The 16,741-nt window shown below is 63.1% G+C and carries 14 protein-coding genes and 2 tRNA genes; 5 read left to right on the top strand and 11 right to left on the bottom strand.

What is annotated here, in order from left to right:
• Positions 1-13: 13 nt before the first annotated feature.
• From P3T25_RS16055 to fdxA, 5 genes are all read right to left on the bottom strand, one after another.
• Entirely contained in the window at positions 14-841 is an 828-nt protein-coding gene (locus P3T25_RS16055) for an AraC family transcriptional regulator (RefSeq protein ID WP_429358360.1), read from the bottom strand.
• 134 nt (positions 842-975) lie between these two features.
• Complete coding sequence (locus P3T25_RS16050; RefSeq protein ID WP_154560630.1) at positions 976-1,452, bottom strand: CreA family protein; 477 nt, start codon at positions 1,450-1,452, stop codon at positions 976-978.
• Between the two features lie 227 nt (positions 1,453-1,679).
• Positions 1,680-1,755 (bottom strand) — tRNA-Asn (locus P3T25_RS16045).
• 62 nt (positions 1,756-1,817) lie between these two features.
• A tRNA-Asn gene (locus P3T25_RS16040) sits at positions 1,818-1,893 on the bottom strand.
• Positions 1,894-2,008: 115 nt separating this feature from the next.
• Positions 2,009-2,332, bottom strand: a complete 324-nt coding sequence (gene fdxA, locus P3T25_RS16035) for a ferredoxin FdxA (protein WP_054036179.1) — start codon at positions 2,330-2,332, stop codon at positions 2,009-2,011.
• Positions 2,333-2,612: 280 nt separating this feature from the next.
• Here fdxA and pncB point away from each other — a divergent pair, with 280 nt between their 5' ends.
• From pncB to rmuC, 5 genes are all read left to right on the top strand, one after another.
• Entirely contained in the window at positions 2,613-3,809 is a 1,197-nt protein-coding gene (gene pncB / locus P3T25_RS16030) for a nicotinate phosphoribosyltransferase (protein WP_154560631.1), read from the top strand.
• Between the two features lie 183 nt (positions 3,810-3,992).
• Positions 3,993-4,655 carry a LutC/YkgG family protein gene (locus P3T25_RS16025; RefSeq protein WP_154560632.1) on the top strand — a complete coding sequence of 221 codons (663 nt, stop codon included), beginning with the start codon at positions 3,993-3,995 and terminating at the stop codon, positions 4,653-4,655.
• A 67-nt stretch (positions 4,656-4,722) separates the two neighbouring features.
• On the top strand, positions 4,723-6,150 hold the full coding sequence (locus P3T25_RS16020) for a sodium:proton antiporter (protein ID WP_154560633.1): 1,428 nt from the start codon (positions 4,723-4,725) through the stop codon (positions 6,148-6,150).
• A gap of 66 nt (positions 6,151-6,216) precedes the next feature.
• Positions 6,217-7,206, top strand: coding sequence for a 2-hydroxyacid dehydrogenase (locus P3T25_RS16015; protein ID WP_154560634.1), 990 nt, complete (start codon positions 6,217-6,219; stop codon positions 7,204-7,206).
• Complete coding sequence (rmuC, locus tag P3T25_RS16010; protein ID WP_154560635.1) at positions 7,203-8,651, top strand: DNA recombination protein RmuC; 1,449 nt, start codon at positions 7,203-7,205, stop codon at positions 8,649-8,651. The genes P3T25_RS16015 and rmuC overlap by 4 nt, the downstream gene beginning before the upstream one ends.
• Positions 8,652-8,678: 27 nt before the next feature.
• On the opposite strand, the gene P3T25_RS16005 is transcribed toward rmuC, so the two are convergent.
• The 6 genes from P3T25_RS16005 to P3T25_RS15980 all read right to left on the bottom strand — a co-directional run bounded on the left by P3T25_RS16005 (position 8,679) and on the right by P3T25_RS15980 (position 16,193).
• A complete protein-coding gene (locus tag P3T25_RS16005) occupies positions 8,679-9,167 on the bottom strand; it encodes a GNAT family N-acetyltransferase (protein ID WP_154560636.1) in 489 nt (162 codons plus the stop codon).
• The gene (locus P3T25_RS16000; RefSeq protein ID WP_054036190.1) at positions 9,167-9,442 is read right to left on the bottom strand and encodes a hypothetical protein; all 276 of its coding nucleotides are present in this window, start codon (positions 9,440-9,442) and stop codon (positions 9,167-9,169) included. Before P3T25_RS16000 ends, P3T25_RS16005 begins: the two co-directional genes overlap by 1 nt.
• 111 nt (positions 9,443-9,553) lie before the next feature.
• Positions 9,554-10,855 (bottom strand): molybdopterin molybdotransferase MoeA, encoded by a 1,302-nt coding sequence (gene moeA, locus P3T25_RS15995; RefSeq protein WP_429358390.1) that lies wholly within the window; start codon positions 10,853-10,855, stop codon positions 9,554-9,556.
• Positions 10,856-10,929: 74 nt separating this feature from the next.
• A complete protein-coding gene (mobA, locus tag P3T25_RS15990; RefSeq protein ID WP_429358359.1) occupies positions 10,930-11,544 on the bottom strand; it encodes a molybdenum cofactor guanylyltransferase MobA in 615 nt (204 codons plus the stop codon).
• 12 nt (positions 11,545-11,556) lie between these two features.
• The gene (gene moaA, locus P3T25_RS15985; protein ID WP_154560638.1) at positions 11,557-12,666 is read right to left on the bottom strand and encodes a GTP 3',8-cyclase MoaA; all 1,110 of its coding nucleotides are present in this window, start codon (positions 12,664-12,666) and stop codon (positions 11,557-11,559) included.
• A gap of 221 nt (positions 12,667-12,887) precedes the next feature.
• Positions 12,888-16,193, bottom strand: a complete 3,306-nt coding sequence (locus tag P3T25_RS15980; protein ID WP_429358358.1) for an Rne/Rng family ribonuclease — start codon at positions 16,191-16,193, stop codon at positions 12,888-12,890.
• Positions 16,194-16,741: the final 548 nt, after the last annotated feature.

Here is a 16,741-nt window from a genome sequence, read left to right as displayed (position 1 = left end):
GGCGAAGCGTGCGTCAACTGCCTTGCCAGCGCCCCGGCGGCACGCCGAACATGCGCCTGAAATGGCGCGTGAAATGGCTTTGATCCGTGAAACCGCTTGCCACGGCGACATCGGTCACCGAAACGCCCGCTCGCAATGGCGCGAGCGCGCGCTGCAAGCGCACCTGATTGCGCCACGCGTGCGGCGGCAATCCGGTGGTCTGCGTGAAAAGGCGCGCGGCGTGGAAGGGCGAGAGTCCCGCTGCCTGCGCGACCTCGGCCAGCGTGACAGCTTCGGCGAGGTCGCCGGTCAGGCGCTCCTGCATCGTCGCGACGCGGGCGTCGTCGGCGGCGAGGCGCCACGCTTCCGGCTGCGTTTGCGAGTAGCGGACCAGCAAGGTGGACAGCGCGTCAAGCATCGCGGCCTCGGCGGCGAGCGGATCGTCGCCGGCCTCCAGCAGACAGTGCGCGCGCGCCAGCCGCTGCGCCAGATCGGGATCGCGGATGACGCCCGGCGCGAACCACGGCAATGCTTGCGGCTTGCCGGCAACGTCGTTGGCAAGCTCGTGAATGAAATCCACCGGCGCATACATCACGCGATAGCGCCAGCCTGCCTCGACAGCCTTGGAGCCCGTGTGCAGTTCTCCCGGATTGATGATCGGCACGCTGCCCGCTTCGGCGACATAGTCCGAGCCGAGATACCGATAGCCCTCGGCGCCGGCGACGATCACCGGAATCGTGTACGCATCGTGCCAATGCGGCGAGAACTCGTGATCGTGATATTCCGCTGTGAGCAGATCCGCGCCGGGCAAAAGCGGCGTACGCCAGTAGCGGGCGGAATCCTGGAAACGATGGGCGGTCATGGTGAAAGTCTGGCGATCCTGCGGTCCGGTAGTACCGGCGATCCGGCATGACCAGTCAGTGTAGCGCGCCGTGGCCTTTGCGGTGACTCACGCGTGTATGTCTTTGCGCTGTGAGCTTTGCCGCGGGGCGGCGGTTACTTGACCGGAATTGTCGTGCCGGCCGGCATCGGCACGGCGCTCACGCTGTTCTTCGCACTGCCGCTGACGATGCGGTCGCTGTAAGTCATGTACACCAGCGTGTTGCGCTTCGCGTCGACCACCCGCACCACATGCAGCGATTTGAAGATCAGCGACATGCTGACCGAGAACACATCGGATTGCTGCTTCACGGGGCCGGTGAAATGAATGGCGCCCACTTGCCGACAAGCGATCGACGCCTCGGTCGGATCTTCGGCGATGCCCAGTGTCCCCTTGACGCCACCCGTGCGCGCCCGCGACACGTAGCAGGTCACGCCCTGGACGAGCGGATCGTCATAGGCCTCGACGACCACGCGATCGGAACCGGTAATGCGGAAGTTGGTATTGACGCTGCCGACTTCTTCGCTGTGGACCGAGGACAGGAGCAGGGCGGTAGTGACTGCAAGTGCGATGCGCAACACGGTGGGATTCATGGGAGGGCCGGGAATGAGTGCTTGGGTTGGGCGCGAGAGATCGGCGTCGATAAAGCGCCATCGTATAACGGCGTGTCCGCCAGAGGGTCAGTGCAAATGCTCTGGGGCATGCGCAATCTTCCGGCCGGAACGGACCGTCGCCCCCCGATTCAAGCCACCGGATCCGGCATTCAAATAGGCCAGACCAAAACAAAAAGGCCCGCACGAATGCGGGCCTTTCAAAATTTTGGCTCCTCGACCTGGGCTCGAACCAGGGACCTACGGATTAACAGTCCGGCGCTCTACCGACTGAGCTATCGAGGAACAGCAGTACAACTTGATCTACATAAAAAAGCCCGTATTGGTTAACGGGCTTTTGCAATTCTTGGCTCCTCGACCTGGGCTCGAACCAGGGACCTACGGATTAACAGTCCGGCGCTCTACCGACTGAGCTATCGAGGAACAGAACAACAAACAGCAGAGAAGCGAAATTGTAGGAGGTGACTAGGCGCCTGTCAATACCCTGCATTCATCTCGATTTGGTCCGAATGCAACAGCGGGGTGCAGGCCGCGCCGCTCAGCGTACGAGCAGGGCCAGCTTTTCCTTCACGTCCTTGAATTCGTCGGCTTCCGGCAGCGGCGCTTTGGTCTTGGTGATGCTCGGCCAGTTCTTCGCGAGATCGGCATTCAGCTCGGTGAAGTGCTGCTGGTCGCCCGGCACGTCTTCTTCGGCATAAATGGCGTTCACCGGGCATTCGGCCACGCACACGGCGCAGTCGATGCATTCGTCGGGGTCGATCGCGAGGAAGTTGGGACCTTCGCGAAAGCAGTCCACCGGGCACACATCGACGCAGTCGGTATAGCGGCACTTGATGCAGCTTTCGGTCACAACGTGAGTCATTCAGGCAGCTCCTGCATGCGGAATCAGGGGAGGCGAAACGCCAAAAACGCTATTGTAACGTAACGTCAAGAGCCGCATGCAGCATCGGGCAACGGCTTTTATACGTTTTTGTGATTAGTTTATGGCGTCCGGCGAGCGCCGCCCGCCGGCGTGCTGAATCCGGATGCATTCGGGTAACATGCGTCAGGTTGGCGCGCACGGGGCGCGCCGCACGCGCATGGGTTGACGCGGTTGGTCGAGCCAAGCCTTCCGTTTTTCCTGCAGTCCAGTTCGCACCATCATGATTATTACTTCGCTGCTCGACACCGATCTGTACAAGTTCACGATGATGCAAGTGGTGTTGCATCACTTTCCCGCGGCGAACGTCGAGTACCGGTTTCGCTGCCGCACGCCGAATGTCGACCTCGTGCCGTATATCGGCGAGATTCGCGACGAAGTGCGCAAGCTCTGCGATCTGCGCTTCACCGACGACGAACTCGACTACCTGCGGCGCATGCGCTTCATCAAGGGCGACTTCATCGAGTTTCTCGCGCTGTTCCATTTGAACGAGAAATACATTTCGATTTCGCCCTCGCCGAAGGGCAATGGTGAAATCGACATCGAGATCAAGGGGCCGTGGCTGCACACGATCCTGTTCGAGATCCCGATGCTTGCGATCGTCAACGAAGTCTACTTCCGCAACACCCAGCAGAAACCTGACTACAGCGAAGGGCGCGGCCGTCTCGTCGAGAAGATCAAGCTGCTCGGCGCGCGCCCGGAATTCGCCGACTGCAAGATCGCCGACTACGGCACGCGCCGCCGCTTCTCGAAGCAATGGCACGAAGAAGTGATCCTCACGCTGAAAGACGGCCTCGGCGAACAATTCGCCGGCACCAGCAACGTCTTCTACGCGATGAAGCACAGCCTCACGCCGCTCGGCACGATGGCGCATGAATACCTGCAGGCGTGTCAGGCGCTCGGTCCGCGGTTGCGCGATTCGCAGATCTTCGGCTTCGAGATGTGGGCGAAGGAGTATCGCGGCGACCTGGGTATCGCCCTGTCGGATGTGTACGGCATGGAGGCGTTCCTGCGCGACTTCGACATGTACTTCTGCAAGCTGTTCGACGGCGCGCGCCACGATTCCGGCGACCCGTTCGACTGGGGCGAGCGCCTGCTCAAGCACTACGAGGCGAACCGCTGCGACCCGCGCACCAAGATCCTCGTGTTCTCCGACGCGCTCGACATTCCCAAAGTGCTGCAACTGTACGAGCGTTTCCGCGGCCGCTGCAAGCTGGCATTCGGCGTAGGAACCAATCTGACAAACGACCTGGGCTACAACCCCTTGCAGATCGTCATCAAGATGGTTCGCTGCAACGGTCAGCCGGTGGCGAAGCTGTCGGATTCGCCGGGCAAGAACATGTGCGAAGACAAGGCCTATCTCGCGTATCTGCGTCAGGTGTTCGGCATTGCGCAGCCCGAGGAAGACGCTGCGAAGTAACGTGGCGTCTGCGCGGCGCGTGTGCGACTTATGCGCCGCTGTCTTGTGTCGATATCTTGCTGAGATCGTGTTCGCCGCGTGGTCGATACGTTGCCCCAGGCCGTTCGGCCAGGGTGTTCGCGCCCAGGGTGGCCGGTATAATTCCCGCCATATCGCACGGCTGTCGACACGAGGATTTCGCATATGGACACATCGATTGCCCGCCGCAACATCCTGGCGCGCATCCGCGCAGCGCAGGGGCGTGAGCCTGAACCGTCCGCTCCCGAGCGCGAGGCGGCTGCGGATTATCTGGCGCGCCATCCCGAGGGTCCGCGTCCGGAGATGCCGGCCGATCTGACCACGCGATTCATCGAAGAAGCGCAGAGAATGGCGACCACCGTCGATACCGTCGAATCGCTGGGCGACGTGCCTTCCGCCGCGCATCGCTACCTCACTGAACACGCTTTGCCGCTGCAGGCTATCGCATGGCAAACCCTGCAAGATCTGCAATGGGCCGAAGCCGGCCTCAACGTCGAATTCCGCAAACCTGAAGACGGCGACGTGGTCGGGCTCACTGGCTGCTTCTGTGCGACCGCCGAGACGGGCACGCTCGTTCTGTTGTCCGGACCGGAAACCTACGCATCGGCAGGTCTGTTGCCGGAAACGCATATTGCAATCGTGCCGGCTTCGCGCATCGTCTCGGGACATGAAGAGGCGTTCGGGCTGATCCGTAGCGAACGCGGTGAACTTCCGCGCGCCGTCAATTTTGTCTCCGGGCCATCGCGCACCGGCGATATCGAACAGACTATCGTGCTTGGCGCACATGGGCCGTATCGGGTGCATGTGATCGTCGTACGTGGCGCCTGAGCGCGGCACGCGTCGCTGTCTCCTTGCGGCGCGCACGGCTGCCCGCAGTTACAAGGACTTCAAGAATATGAAACGACATGCCGTAGGGGCGAGCATGGTGCTCGCCGCTGCATTGACGCTGGCAGGGTGGCCTCAACTGGCATCGGCGGCTACGATCGACGGCGCGAGCTTGTCGGCATTGTGGGGCTTGCCCTTTGCGGGCGTGCTGTTGTCTATCGCGGTGTTTCCGTTGGTCGCGCCGGCATTCTGGCATCACCATTTCGGCAAGATCGCGGCAGCGTGGGCGTTGCTCTTCCTGGTACCGTTTGCGCTTGCTTTCGGCACGGGCGCCGCATTCGGAACGCTGGTGCACGCGGTGCTCGAAGAATACATTCCGTTCATCGTGTTACTGACGGCGCTTTATACGGTCGCGGGAGGCATCTGCGTGCGCGGCAATCTGCATGGCACGCCGCGTCTGAATACCGCGATTCTCGCGCTCGGCACACTATTGGCCAGCATCATGGGCACGACCGGTGCGGCGATGCTGCTGATCCGCCCATTGCTGCGCGCTAACGACAATCGCAAGCACGTCGTTCATGTGGTGGTGTTCTTCATCTTTCTGGTCGCGAACGCGGGCGGCTCGTTGTCGCCGCTCGGCGACCCGCCGCTCTTTCTCGGCTTCCTGCAAGGCGTCAGTTTCTTCTGGACCACCACGCATCTGGCGTTGCCGATGCTGTTTGTCTGCGTCGTGCTGCTGGCCGCGTTCTATGCATTGGATTCGTACTATTTTCATCGGCGTGAAGAAGAGCGTTCGCGCTTTCTCGACCCGACGCCGGATTCGCCGCCGCTAGGCGTCGACGGCAGGATCAACTTCGTGCTTCTCGCTGCCGTGATTGCGCTGGTTCTGATGAGTGGGTTCTGGAAGTCAGACATCGTGTTCGACGTTTTCGGTACGCACGTCGCGTTGCAAAATGCCGTGCGCGATGTCGCGCTGATCGGCGTCACCTTGCTCTCGCTGGCACTGACGCCGCGCGCGGCACGCGCGGGTAATGACTTCAACTGGGCACCGATCGAAGAGGTCGCCAAACTGTTTGCCGGCATCTTCGTGACGATCGCGCCGGTCATCACGATCCTGCGTGCCGGTGAGGCGGGCGCGTTCGCCGGCATCGTCCATCTGGTCAACCCGTCCGGTCAGCCCCACGACCTGATGTACTTTTGGGCGACTGGCCTGCTATCGTCGTTTCTCGACAATGCGCCGACCTACCTGGTGTTCTTCAACCTGGCCGGCGGCGACGCGCAGACATTGATGACCACCGGTGCCACGACGCTCGCGGCGATCTCGGCCGGCGCGGTGTTCATGGGCGCCAACACGTATATCGGCAATGCACCGAACTTCATGGTGAAAGCGATCGCGGAGTCGCGCGGCATTCGCATGCCGAGCTTTTTTTCGTATCTCGGCTGGTCGGTTGTGGTGCTCATGCCGCTGTTTCTCGTCACCGGCTGGCTGTTTTTTTGACGCCTGATTTCACGCTTATCCTGACGCCGAGGTCGTTGGACTCGACGCGCTATCCGGAGAATTGCAATGCAGAAGATCCTCGTCGCCCGTCCGATCTTTCCCGATGTGATCGAACGGCTCAAACAGTATTTCGATGTCGACTGGCACCAGGGCGATGTGTTGCCCGCAGACGAGTTGACGCGACGTCTCGCGGATAAAGACGGCGCGCTGACCGCGGGCGATCCGGTCGGCGCGGCGGCGCTCGCAGCGGCGCCGCGTCTGCGCGTGGTGTCGAACATGGCAGTGGGCTACAACAACTTCGACATGGCTGCGTTCAACGCGGCGAACGTACTCGGCACCAACACGCCGGACGTGCTGAACGAATCGACCGCCGATTTCGGCTGGGCGCTGATGATGGCCGCGGCGCGCCGCATTGCCGAATCGGAGCACTGGCTGCGCGCCGGCAAATGGCAGAAGTGGGCCTATGACGGTTTTCTCGGCACCGACCTTTACGGTTCGACACTCGGCGTGATCGGCATGGGCCGGATTGGGCAGGCGCTGGCGCGTCGCGCGAAGGGTTTCAACATGCAGGTGATCTATCACAACCGTTCGCGAGTCGCGCCGGAGATCGAGGCGGAGTTGAACGCGGAATACGCGTCCAAACAGGACCTGCTGCAGCGCGCCGATCACGTGGTGCTCGTCTTGCCGTACACGAAGGAAAACCACCATACGATCGGCGCTGCCGAACTCGCGCAGATGAAGCCGACCGCAACGCTTACCAACATCGCACGCGGCGGCATCGTTGACGATGCGGCGCTGGTCGAAGCACTGCGTACGAAGCAGATCGCCGCCGCCGGTCTCGATGTCTACGAAGGCGAGCCGAATCTGAATCCGGATCTGCTGACCGTGCCGAATGTCGTACTGACGCCGCACATCGCCAGCGCGACCGAGGCAACGCGCCGCGCCATGGCAAACCTCGCCGCGGACAATCTGATCGCAGCGCTGGGTGAAGGCCCGCGCGCCGGCCGGCCACCGAATCCGATCAACCCCGAGGTCATCGGCAGGGCGCGTTCATGACAATGATTCTGGTGGCGGCCGTTGCCGTGCTGGCGGTCGCCTTGGTCATCGCGTTGGCATTGCTGATGCGCGGCCTTAGTCGCGCTGACGGAAGCGAGCAATTCGAGAATCTCAGCGAACGTATCGACACAGCGGCGGATGCGCAGTCGCATGCTTATGAGCGGCTCGAGCGGCAACTGCGCAATGACATCACCGAAACGGCGCGCGTCTCGCGTACCGAGCAGAGCAGCGGATTCGCACACTTTCAGCAAACGCTGGCATCGCAATTCAGCAGTATGACGACGGTGCAGGGCGGCAAGATCGATGGCTTCGCGCAGCAACTCGACGCAGTGCGCCACAGCCTGCAGCAGCAGGCCCAGCAGGCACGCGATGAGCAAGGGCGCACGCTCAAGCAGTTCGGCGACACGCTGACCCTGCAACTGGGTCAACTCACCGAGGCGAACGATCGCCGCTTCGCCGAAGTGCGTGCGACGATCGAGCAGCGGCTGAAAGACATCGAGGCCAACAACTCGACCAAGCTCGACGAGATGCGCCGCACCGTCGACGAAAAATTGCACGCCACGCTCGAACAACGCCTGGGCGAATCGTTCAAGCTGGTGTCGGACCGGCTGGAACAGGTGCATCGCGGTCTCGGTGAAATGCAGACGCTGGCTGCGGGTGTCGGCGATCTGAAGAAAGTGCTCACTAACGTCAAAACGCGTGGCACGTGGGGAGAAGTGCAGCTCGAAGCATTGCTCGAACAACTGCTCACGGCGGATCAATACGCAAAGAACGTCGCGACGGTACCGAAGAGCGCCGATCGCGTCGAGTTCGCAATCAAACTGCCGGGCCGCGCGGAGGTGGGTGGTCCAGCTACGCCGGTCTGGCTGCCGATCGACGCCAAGTTCCCGCGCGAAGACTACGAGCGGCTGATCGAGGCTCAGGAACGTGCCGATCCGGTTGCGGTGGAGGAGGCGTCGCGCGCGCTTGAAGCGCGGATTCGCGCCGAGGCGCGCACGATCGCAGAAAAGTACGTGTCGCCGCCGCACACCACCGATTTCGCGCTGCTATTTCTGCCGACCGAAGGCCTGTACGCAGAAGTCCTGCGTCGGCCGGGCCTGACGGACCTGCTGCAGCGCGACTATCGCGTGACGATTGCCGGCCCGACCACGCTGACCGCTTTGCTCAATAGTCTGCAAATGGGTTTCCGAACGCTAGCGATCGAGAAGCGGTCGAGCGAAGTGTGGCAAGTGCTCGGCGCGGTGAAAACAGAGTTCGGAAAATTCGGTGACGTGCTGGCCAGGACCAAGGCGCAGCTTGAAACCGTTACGCGTTCGATCGAAGCCGCGGAAACGCGCACCCGCGTCATGAACCGTAAGCTGCGTGACGTCGAGGCGTTGCCGGGGGAAGAGGCGAGCGGGTTGCTCGGCGATGCGCTGACGGGCGTGGATCCCGACGAACAGTAGAGTCTGACGGTTGGCCCAAACCCAAACTCAGGAGGCGGCTGCTGCGGCCAACTGTTCCAGCGCGTCGCCCGTCAGACGCACGACGCGCCAATCCGGCATCACTGTCGCGCCCAATTTTTCGTAGAAGCTAATGGCCTGCTTGTTCCAGTCGAGCACGGTCCATTCAAAGCGTCCGCACTGTCGCTCTACTGCCAGTGCCGCCAGCCTAGCCAGCATCGCGGCGCCTAGACCACTGCCGCGTTGACTCGGTTGCACGTAGACATCTTCGAGATACAGCCCGCGCTTGCCGGCGAAGCTCGAGTAATTGTGGAAGAACAGCGCATAGCCGACGATGCGTCCTTCGTTTTCCGCGACGAGCGCTTCGATCGAGGGCCGCGCGCCGAACAGGGCGTCGCGCAATCCGTCTTCGGTCGCGACAAATACGTGCGTGAGGCTTTCGAATTCGGCCAGCTCGTACGTCAGCGCGAAGATAGCGCTCGTATCCGCGGGTGTCGCGGTGCGGATCGTCGCGGGCATTACGCTTCTTCCGGCGCGTCGGTCAACTGGATTTCGATGCCGCCAAAGCGCGAGGCCACCCAGTTGTAGGCGTGGCACGCAATCCACAGCAGGATGAAGCCGAGAATCGCGTTCAGCAGCAGCGCGCTGAACACGGTGCTCAGTTCGACCGAGCCATAGCGGATGAACGCCACCAGCACGCCGAGCAGCACGATCGGCACCGAGAATGTCAGGTACACGAGGATAAGCGCTTTGGCCGTCTGTCCCGGTGCAATGAACGAGATCTGTTTTTTCATGTAAGTCAAACCCGTGTGTCGTAGTGGTAATGGGTAAAGCTGCAAATGCGGCTGAAAATGAGGCTGCCGGCGCGGCCGTAAAACGCCGCCGTGAAAGCGTGCAGTCAGGCGTCAGATCAGGCCGTCGAACAACATGATATCGACGTGCTCGCCCTCGCCAATATCGGCTTCATCGTGCCCGAGAACGATGAAACAATTTGCTTCGCTCATAGAACTCAAGACGCCGGAGCTTTGCGAGCCGGTCGGCGTGACACGCCATTGGCCCTGCGCATCCTGCTCGGCGACGCCGCGCTGGTATTCGGTGCGGCCGGCGCGCTTGCGGATGGCCTGGCGGCTGGCGGCGCGCAAAACCGGCAGCGCCTGCGGCGTCGCGCCGGACATCAGTAGCAACGCTTCGCGCACGATCTGGTAGAACGTCACCATCACGGCCACGGGGTTGCCCGGCAAGCCGAAGAATAACGCGGGTAGCCCGAGACCCGGATGTTCGCCGGACCAGACGCGGCCAAAAGCGAGCGGCCGGCCCGGACGCATCGCGAGACTCCAGAAGGCGACGTCGCCGAACGTCTGGAGCAATTGTTTGGTGAAATCCGCCTCGCCCACCGAGACGCCGCCCGACGTCAACACCACGTCGGCGCTGGCTGCGGCGCTGCGCAATGCGGCCTCGAGCGCCGCGGGTTCGTCGCGCACCACGCCCAGATCGAGCGTATCCATGTTCAGGCGCCGAAGCATCGCAAACAGCGTGTAGCGGTTGCTGTCGTACACCGAACCCGCGTCGAGCGGCTCGCCGAGCGAGCGCAATTCGTCGCCGGTTGAGAAAAACGCGACGCGCAAGCGCCGCCGCACGTTGACTTCGCCAATGCCGAGCGAAGCCAGCAACCCGAGGTCCGACGCACGCATGATGCGGCCGGCGCGTAGCGCGGCATGGCCGCGGGCGAGGTCTTCGCCGGCGAGGCGCCGATTGGCGCCGCCCCGCAAGGCGTTGGCCGCAAAACGGATCGAGGTGGAATCGGCGCTGCGCTCGACAAGCTCCTGCGGCACGACGGTGTCGCAGTCAGCCGGCATAGAGGCGCCCGTCATGACGCGTACGCATTGCGTCGTGTCCACGAGGCCCGGGAACGGATGACCGGCCAGCGCTTTGCCGACGATCGTCAAATCGATCGTGGATTCACTGGTTGCCAATGCCGCGCCGTTGAACGCGTAGCCGTCCATGGCCGAATTGTCGTGCGACGGGACGTCGATCGGCGAGACGATATCGGCCGCCAGCACGCGGCCGAGCGCATCGCGCAATGGCACGCGTTCGACCGCCGTGACGGGCGTGGCCCACTGACGGACGATCGCCTGGGCGGCCGAAACAGGTAGCGCATGAGGATCGTACTGCGCGACGCAGCGGGAAAATTCGTTAAGCGTGGTCATGAAGGGCTGGACGTCGCGATCGGCGGCGGAAGCGGCTGTTGCCGTGCGGCCGGAGCGGGATTTCAACCGGGGCCTCAACAACGCTCGAGGTCGGCGAGTTCTTGTAACGAATTGATATTGTAAAACGCGCGCTCGTCGGTAAAGGCGACTTCGACCGTCTTGTGGCGCGCGTACCACGCGCGGACCTTGCGCTCGCCGGCTTCGAGAAAGGCCTCCAGGTCGTCGGCGAGGCTCGTGCGCAGCAACGCGAACACGGGATGGAGCGAGACGTGGCCTTCGGCGTCGGTGGTCGTGACGGTGGCGATGTCGGCCTGATTCGAGTCGAGTGCTTGCGTGAGGCGGGCGGCGAGTTCGGCGGGCAGTCCAGGCGTGTCGCAGGGTGCGCTTAGTACGTACGCGGTGCCGGTCGCGCGCAGCCCGGCGAGCAGGCCCGCCAACGGTCCGGGAAAGCCGGGCAGGGTATCGGCAAGCACCCTGGCGCCGAACGGCGCGCCCAGCGCCGTGTAGGCCTCAGGGTGACGATTGGCGCTGATCAGGAGGGCGCCGGTTTGCGGTGCGAGTCGCTTCAGCACGTGAGCGGCGAGCGGCTCGCCGTGCAGCGTTTGCAGTCCCTTATCGACGCCGCCCATACGTATGCCGCGTCCGCCCGCCAGGACCAGACCGGTGATGTGTTCGCGAGCCGGGTTCATGGGCGCGGCCGCTTAGCCGCCGATGTACGACATTTCCACGCGGCGGGCGTCCTGCGCGCGGGGTGCGGCTGCATTGCTGCCGCGCAATTGCGAATAACGGTCGCTGCGGCCTTGCCAGATTTCGGCGACGGCGGTGGCGATATCGGCGTCGCTCGCGCCGCTGCGAAGCAACGCGCGCAGATCGTGACCGGACGAGGCGAACAGGCACAGATACAGCTTGCCCTCGGTCGACAGACGCGCTCGCGTACAACTCCCGCAAAACGCGCGTGTCACACTCGAAATCACGCCGATTTCGCCACCGCCATCCACGTAACCCCAGCGCTGGGCGGTTTCTGCCGCACTGTGCGCTTCGAGCGGCATTAGCGGGAAATGCTCGGCGATGCGCGTCACGACGTCGGCGGAAGGCAGCACCTCGGTCATGTTCCAGCCGTTCGACGTGCCCACGTCCATGTACTCGATAAAGCGCAGTACCGTGCCCGAGTCCTTAAAATGACGCGCCATTGGCACGATTTCGCCGTCGTTGGTGCCACGTTTGACGACCATGTTGACTTTCACCGGCGCGAGCCCCACCGCTTGCGCCGCGGCGATCCCGTCCAGCACGTCGGCGACCGCGAAGTCGGCGTCGTTCATGCGGCGAAACAGGGTGTCGTCGAGCGCGTCGAGACTCACCGTCACGCGGGTCAGGCCGGCGTCTTTCAGGCTGCGCGCCTTGCGCTCCAGCAGCGAGCCGTTGGTGGTCAGCGTCAGATCGAGTGGGCGGCCTTCCGGCGTGGCGAGTTGCGCGAGCCGTTCGATCAGGAATTCCAGATTTTTGCGCAGGAGCGGCTCGCCACCCGTAAGACGGATTTTCTCGACGCCATGTGCGACGAAGAGCCGCGCCAGCCGTTCGATTTCTTCGAAGCTGAGTAATGCGCTATGCGGCAAGAACGCGTAATCCTTGTCGAACACCGCGCGCGGCATGCAGTAGACGCAGCGGAAATTGCAGCGGTCCGTCACCGAGATGCGCAGATCGCGCAGCGGGCGCGCCAGCGTGTCGTGCAGCGCGCCGCTAGGCGCCTGCACGGGGCCGGTAATGACCGGCACCGCACTGAGATCGGCAACAGGGATGATGCGTCGGGACATGAATTGCTTCGCTTGATGCTTCGTTTCGGGCTGCTCAAGTGCTGCTGCGATTGGAACCTAGATCTTCATTCTAGCGGAAATGCATCCAGCGGCTGCCGGCCTCCAGACGCCGTCCGGGTATACGGGGAGTGGAATAAAGCCCGCAAGCGGACGGGTGCGCGGCGCCCATAAAACAAAAAGCCCGCCGGTGAGGGCGGGCTTTTTGCATGGTGGCGGTTCGCTTACTGCGGATGCTTACCGGTTTCCACCATTTGCATCGGCGCAGTTTCGACCGGCGGCAATGCCTTACGCTCGCGACCCACGCGAACCGGCTTGGCCGCTTGCGCAGCAGCTTCCTGCGCGGCCCGCAGCTTGTCGGCGTCGGTGTTCACCCAGACGAGACCGGCTTGTTCCAGCACCGGCTTCAGGGCTTCAGCCGACACACCGGTATAACGTGGCGCTTGCGGCGCTTGCGGCACAGCAATGGCAACGGGCGCCGTCTCGACTGCTGCCGGTTCAACGACCGCTGCAACGACCGGTTGTGCTTCGAAGATATCGGCTTGCCGTGCCGGCTGGGCGGCCGGTGCTTCGACCACTGCTGCCGGAGCGACGGTTTCCACTGGAGCCGGTGCGGCTTGCGCCTCAACTACCGGAGCAACTGCCGGCGTTTCGACCCGAGCTTCAACCGGGGCTTCAACCTGAGCTTCAAAGCGAGCGACCGGTTCGGCGAACGAAACCGTCTCGCTGACGGCCGGCGCAACTTGCGCGGCTTCGACCGGCGCGGCAACGGCTTGCGCCACCGGCGCTTCCACTGCCTGCTCGAACGCAACCGGCACCACCGGCGCTTCTGCGACCGGCACAACCGTTTCCGCCTTCGCAGCCTGCTCGACGGCCGGAGCCGGCGTTTCGGTTACAGCGTGCAATTCGCTGACGACAACGGTTTCCGTCGCGACAGCAGCGACAACCACTTCCACCGGCTTGACAGCAGTCGCTTCGTTGACTTCAGCCTTGTGCTCGACCGCTTGATGCGCGGTGCGCACCGGTGCGTCATCGGTCACATTGGTGTTGTCGCCTTCACCTTCCGCAACGTCCGCAGCCAGGTTGCCGTTCACGTCTTCTTCACGCTCACGACGACCACCACGACGGCCGCGACGGCGACGACGACGCTCTTCACCTTCACGCGCCACCGCTTCCTGATCGACCGGCATACCGTTTTCGCCCAAGGCGGTCTGGTTTTGCGCCAGTTCTTCAGCCGTTTGCGTGTCGTTCTGCGTCAATGCATCTGCGGCTTCCGGCTGCTGCTTGCGGCGTTCGCCACGTTCAGCGCGCTCGCCACGCTCACGGCGTTCACCGCGTTCCTGACGCTCGCCACGTTCGGCGCGCGGTGCGCCCTCGACGGTTTCCGCACGATCGGTGCCGCGATTGTCGCGGTCACGGTTTTCGCGGCCCTCGCGACCTTCACGCGGCTCACGAGCCTCGCGCGGTTCGCGGCCTTCACGGGCCTCACGCGGTTCACGCTGCTCACGATTAGCACGCGGCTCGCGCGATTCACGTGCTTCACGCGGCTCACGACCTTCGCGTGCTTCACGCGGTTCGCGTTCCTCGCGACGCTGCGACGGCTGCGGCCCCTGAGCCTGACGGCCGCCGGTCGTGCCTTCGCCACGGCCTGCTGCATCGCGGCCGCCTGCGCCGCTACGGCGGTTGCGGTTGCGATCGCCGCCGCGTTCGCCGGTGCGCTCACCGCGCTCCGTGCGTTCGCCGCGTTGCGGACGCGTCTGCTTTTCGGTCGTAGCCGGTGCGACAGGCGCTGGCGCGGCCGGCTGCATGCCGAACAGATTCTTCAACCAGCCGATAAAGCCGCCGCCGGCCGGAGTGACGGCCACCGGTGCCGGAGTTACCGCCGGACGGACCGGCGCGCTCGGGGCCGGCTTCTCGGGCGTAATGCCCTTGACCGCGGCTTCCTGCTTCGGCTTCACTTCCTCGGCGCGCTTGCTGTAACCGGTTTCCGATTCCAGTTCGCGGGCTGCTTCTTCGGCCATCTTCCACGAAGCGCGCGGCTCGTCGAGGCGTGCATCGTCGTGACGCAGGCGCTCGAGCTTGTAATGCGGCGTGTCGAGATGCTTGTTCGGGATCAGAACGACGTTGACCTTGAAACGCGATTCGATCTTGTTGATTTCGGCGCGCTTTTCGTTCAACAGGAAGGCGGTCACTTCGACCGGCACCTGGCAATGGATCGCCGCGGTGTTTTCCTTCATCGCTTCTTCTTGAATGATCCGCAGCACTTGCAGCGCGGACGATTCGGTATCGCGGATGTGGCCCGTGCCGTTACAGCGCGGGCAGGTCACATGGCTGCCTTCCGACAGAGCCGGGCGCAGACGTTGACGCGACAGTTCCATCAGGCCGAAGCGCGAGATCTTGCCCATCTGGACGCGTGCACGGTCGTGCTTCAACGCGTCTTTCAGGCGTTGCTCGACTTCGCGCTGGCTCTTGGCCGATTCCATGTCGATGAAGTCGATCACGATCAGGCCGCCCAGGTCGCGCAGGCGCAACTGGCGGGCCACTTCGTCGGCGGCTTCGAGGTTGGTGCGTGCAGCCGTTTCCTCGATGTCGGCGCCCTTGGTGGCGCGTGCCGAGTTCACGTCGATCGCGACCAGCGCTTCCGTGTGGTCGATCACGATAGCGCCGCCCGAAGGCAGTGGGACCGTGCGCGAGTACGCGGTTTCGATCTGGTGTTCGATCTGGAAGCGCGAGAAAAGCGGCACGTCGTCGTGATACCGCTTCACCTTGCTGACATTATCCGGCATCACGATATCCATGAAGGCGCGAGCCTGGTCATGGATTTCGGTGGTGTCGATCAGGATTTCGCCGATATCCGGCTGGAAATAGTCACGAATCGCGCGAATAACGAGGCTCGATTCGAGATAAATCAGCATCGGCTGGCCGCTCGAACCGCTTTGCGACGCAGCTTCGATGGCGCGCCACAGTTGCATCAGGTAGTTCAGGTCCCACTGCAGTTCTTCGGCGGAGCGGCCAATCCCGGCCGTGCGCGCGATGATGCTCATGCCTTCCGGCAATTGCAGTTGCGCCATGGTTTCGCGCAGTTCCTGGCGGTCGTCGCCTTCGATCCGGCGCGATACGCCACCGCCGCGCGGGTTGTTCGGCATCAGAACCAGATACCGGCCGGCGAGCGAGATGAAGGTGGTGAGGGCCGCGCCCTTGTTGCCGCGTTCTTCCTTTTCGACCTGAACGATCAGTTCCTGGCCTTCACGGAGGGCGTCCTGAATGCGCGCGGAGCGCATGTCGACGCCGTCACGGAAATACTGGCGGGCGACTTCCTTGAACGGCAAAAAGCCGTGGCGGTCTTCGCCGTAGTTGACGAAACAGGCTTCGAGCGACGGCTCGATGCGGGTGATGATGCCCTTGTAAATATTGCCTTTGCGTTGTTCGCGCCCGGCGGTTTCGATGTCGATATCGATGAGTTTTTGCCCATCGACGATGGCGACGCGCAGTTCTTCCTGCTGCGTCGCGTTGAACAACATTCGTTTCATTGAACGGCTCCAGGCGGCTTAGCTAGCCCTCAGCTGCGCGGTTGTCAGTCGCGAGAGCCACGAGGGCAGCGGCATGCCGCGCCTTATTGTGTTTTCACAAGCACGCTGGAGCGGGAAAAATGGCGGGAGAATTGCCTGAGAGGGCCCGGCCCCATTGAAAAATGGGCACGGTGCCGCAGGGCACATGCGAACACGGCTTCAAATAACGACCCGACACGCCGCGGGTTCTGCCAGCAGACCTTCATAAGCCTTTCGTCCACTCGCGCCGGTGCGCCAACTGGGCGCGTGACCGGAGGGCCGGAGGCTGCGGTCATGCCGCAGCGGGAAGTTCGCGCAGTCGGCGCGTCTTTTCTCGCTGGGGGTGTCTCGCCTCATTTTGACGTCGCCATGTCTTGTATTTTCTACAAGACGCCTCGGGCGCACGCCGTATTTTCGCAACTCGCAGCTTCCTACAGCAAGGCGTCAGACCGCCCGATACCGAAGCTGAAAGTTAAATTCTTTTTTACCAAAATTCCGTTACCGTCGAAGCCGACCTTGACCGAACGCGC

Source organism: Paraburkholderia sp. GAS32 (assembly GCF_050434225.1).
In the GTDB taxonomy this organism is placed as follows: Bacteria; Pseudomonadota; Gammaproteobacteria; order Burkholderiales; family Burkholderiaceae; genus Paraburkholderia; species Paraburkholderia madseniana.
The sequence above is the reverse complement of the archived record's forward strand: the minus strand, read 5'-3'. Positions and strand labels throughout refer to the sequence as shown.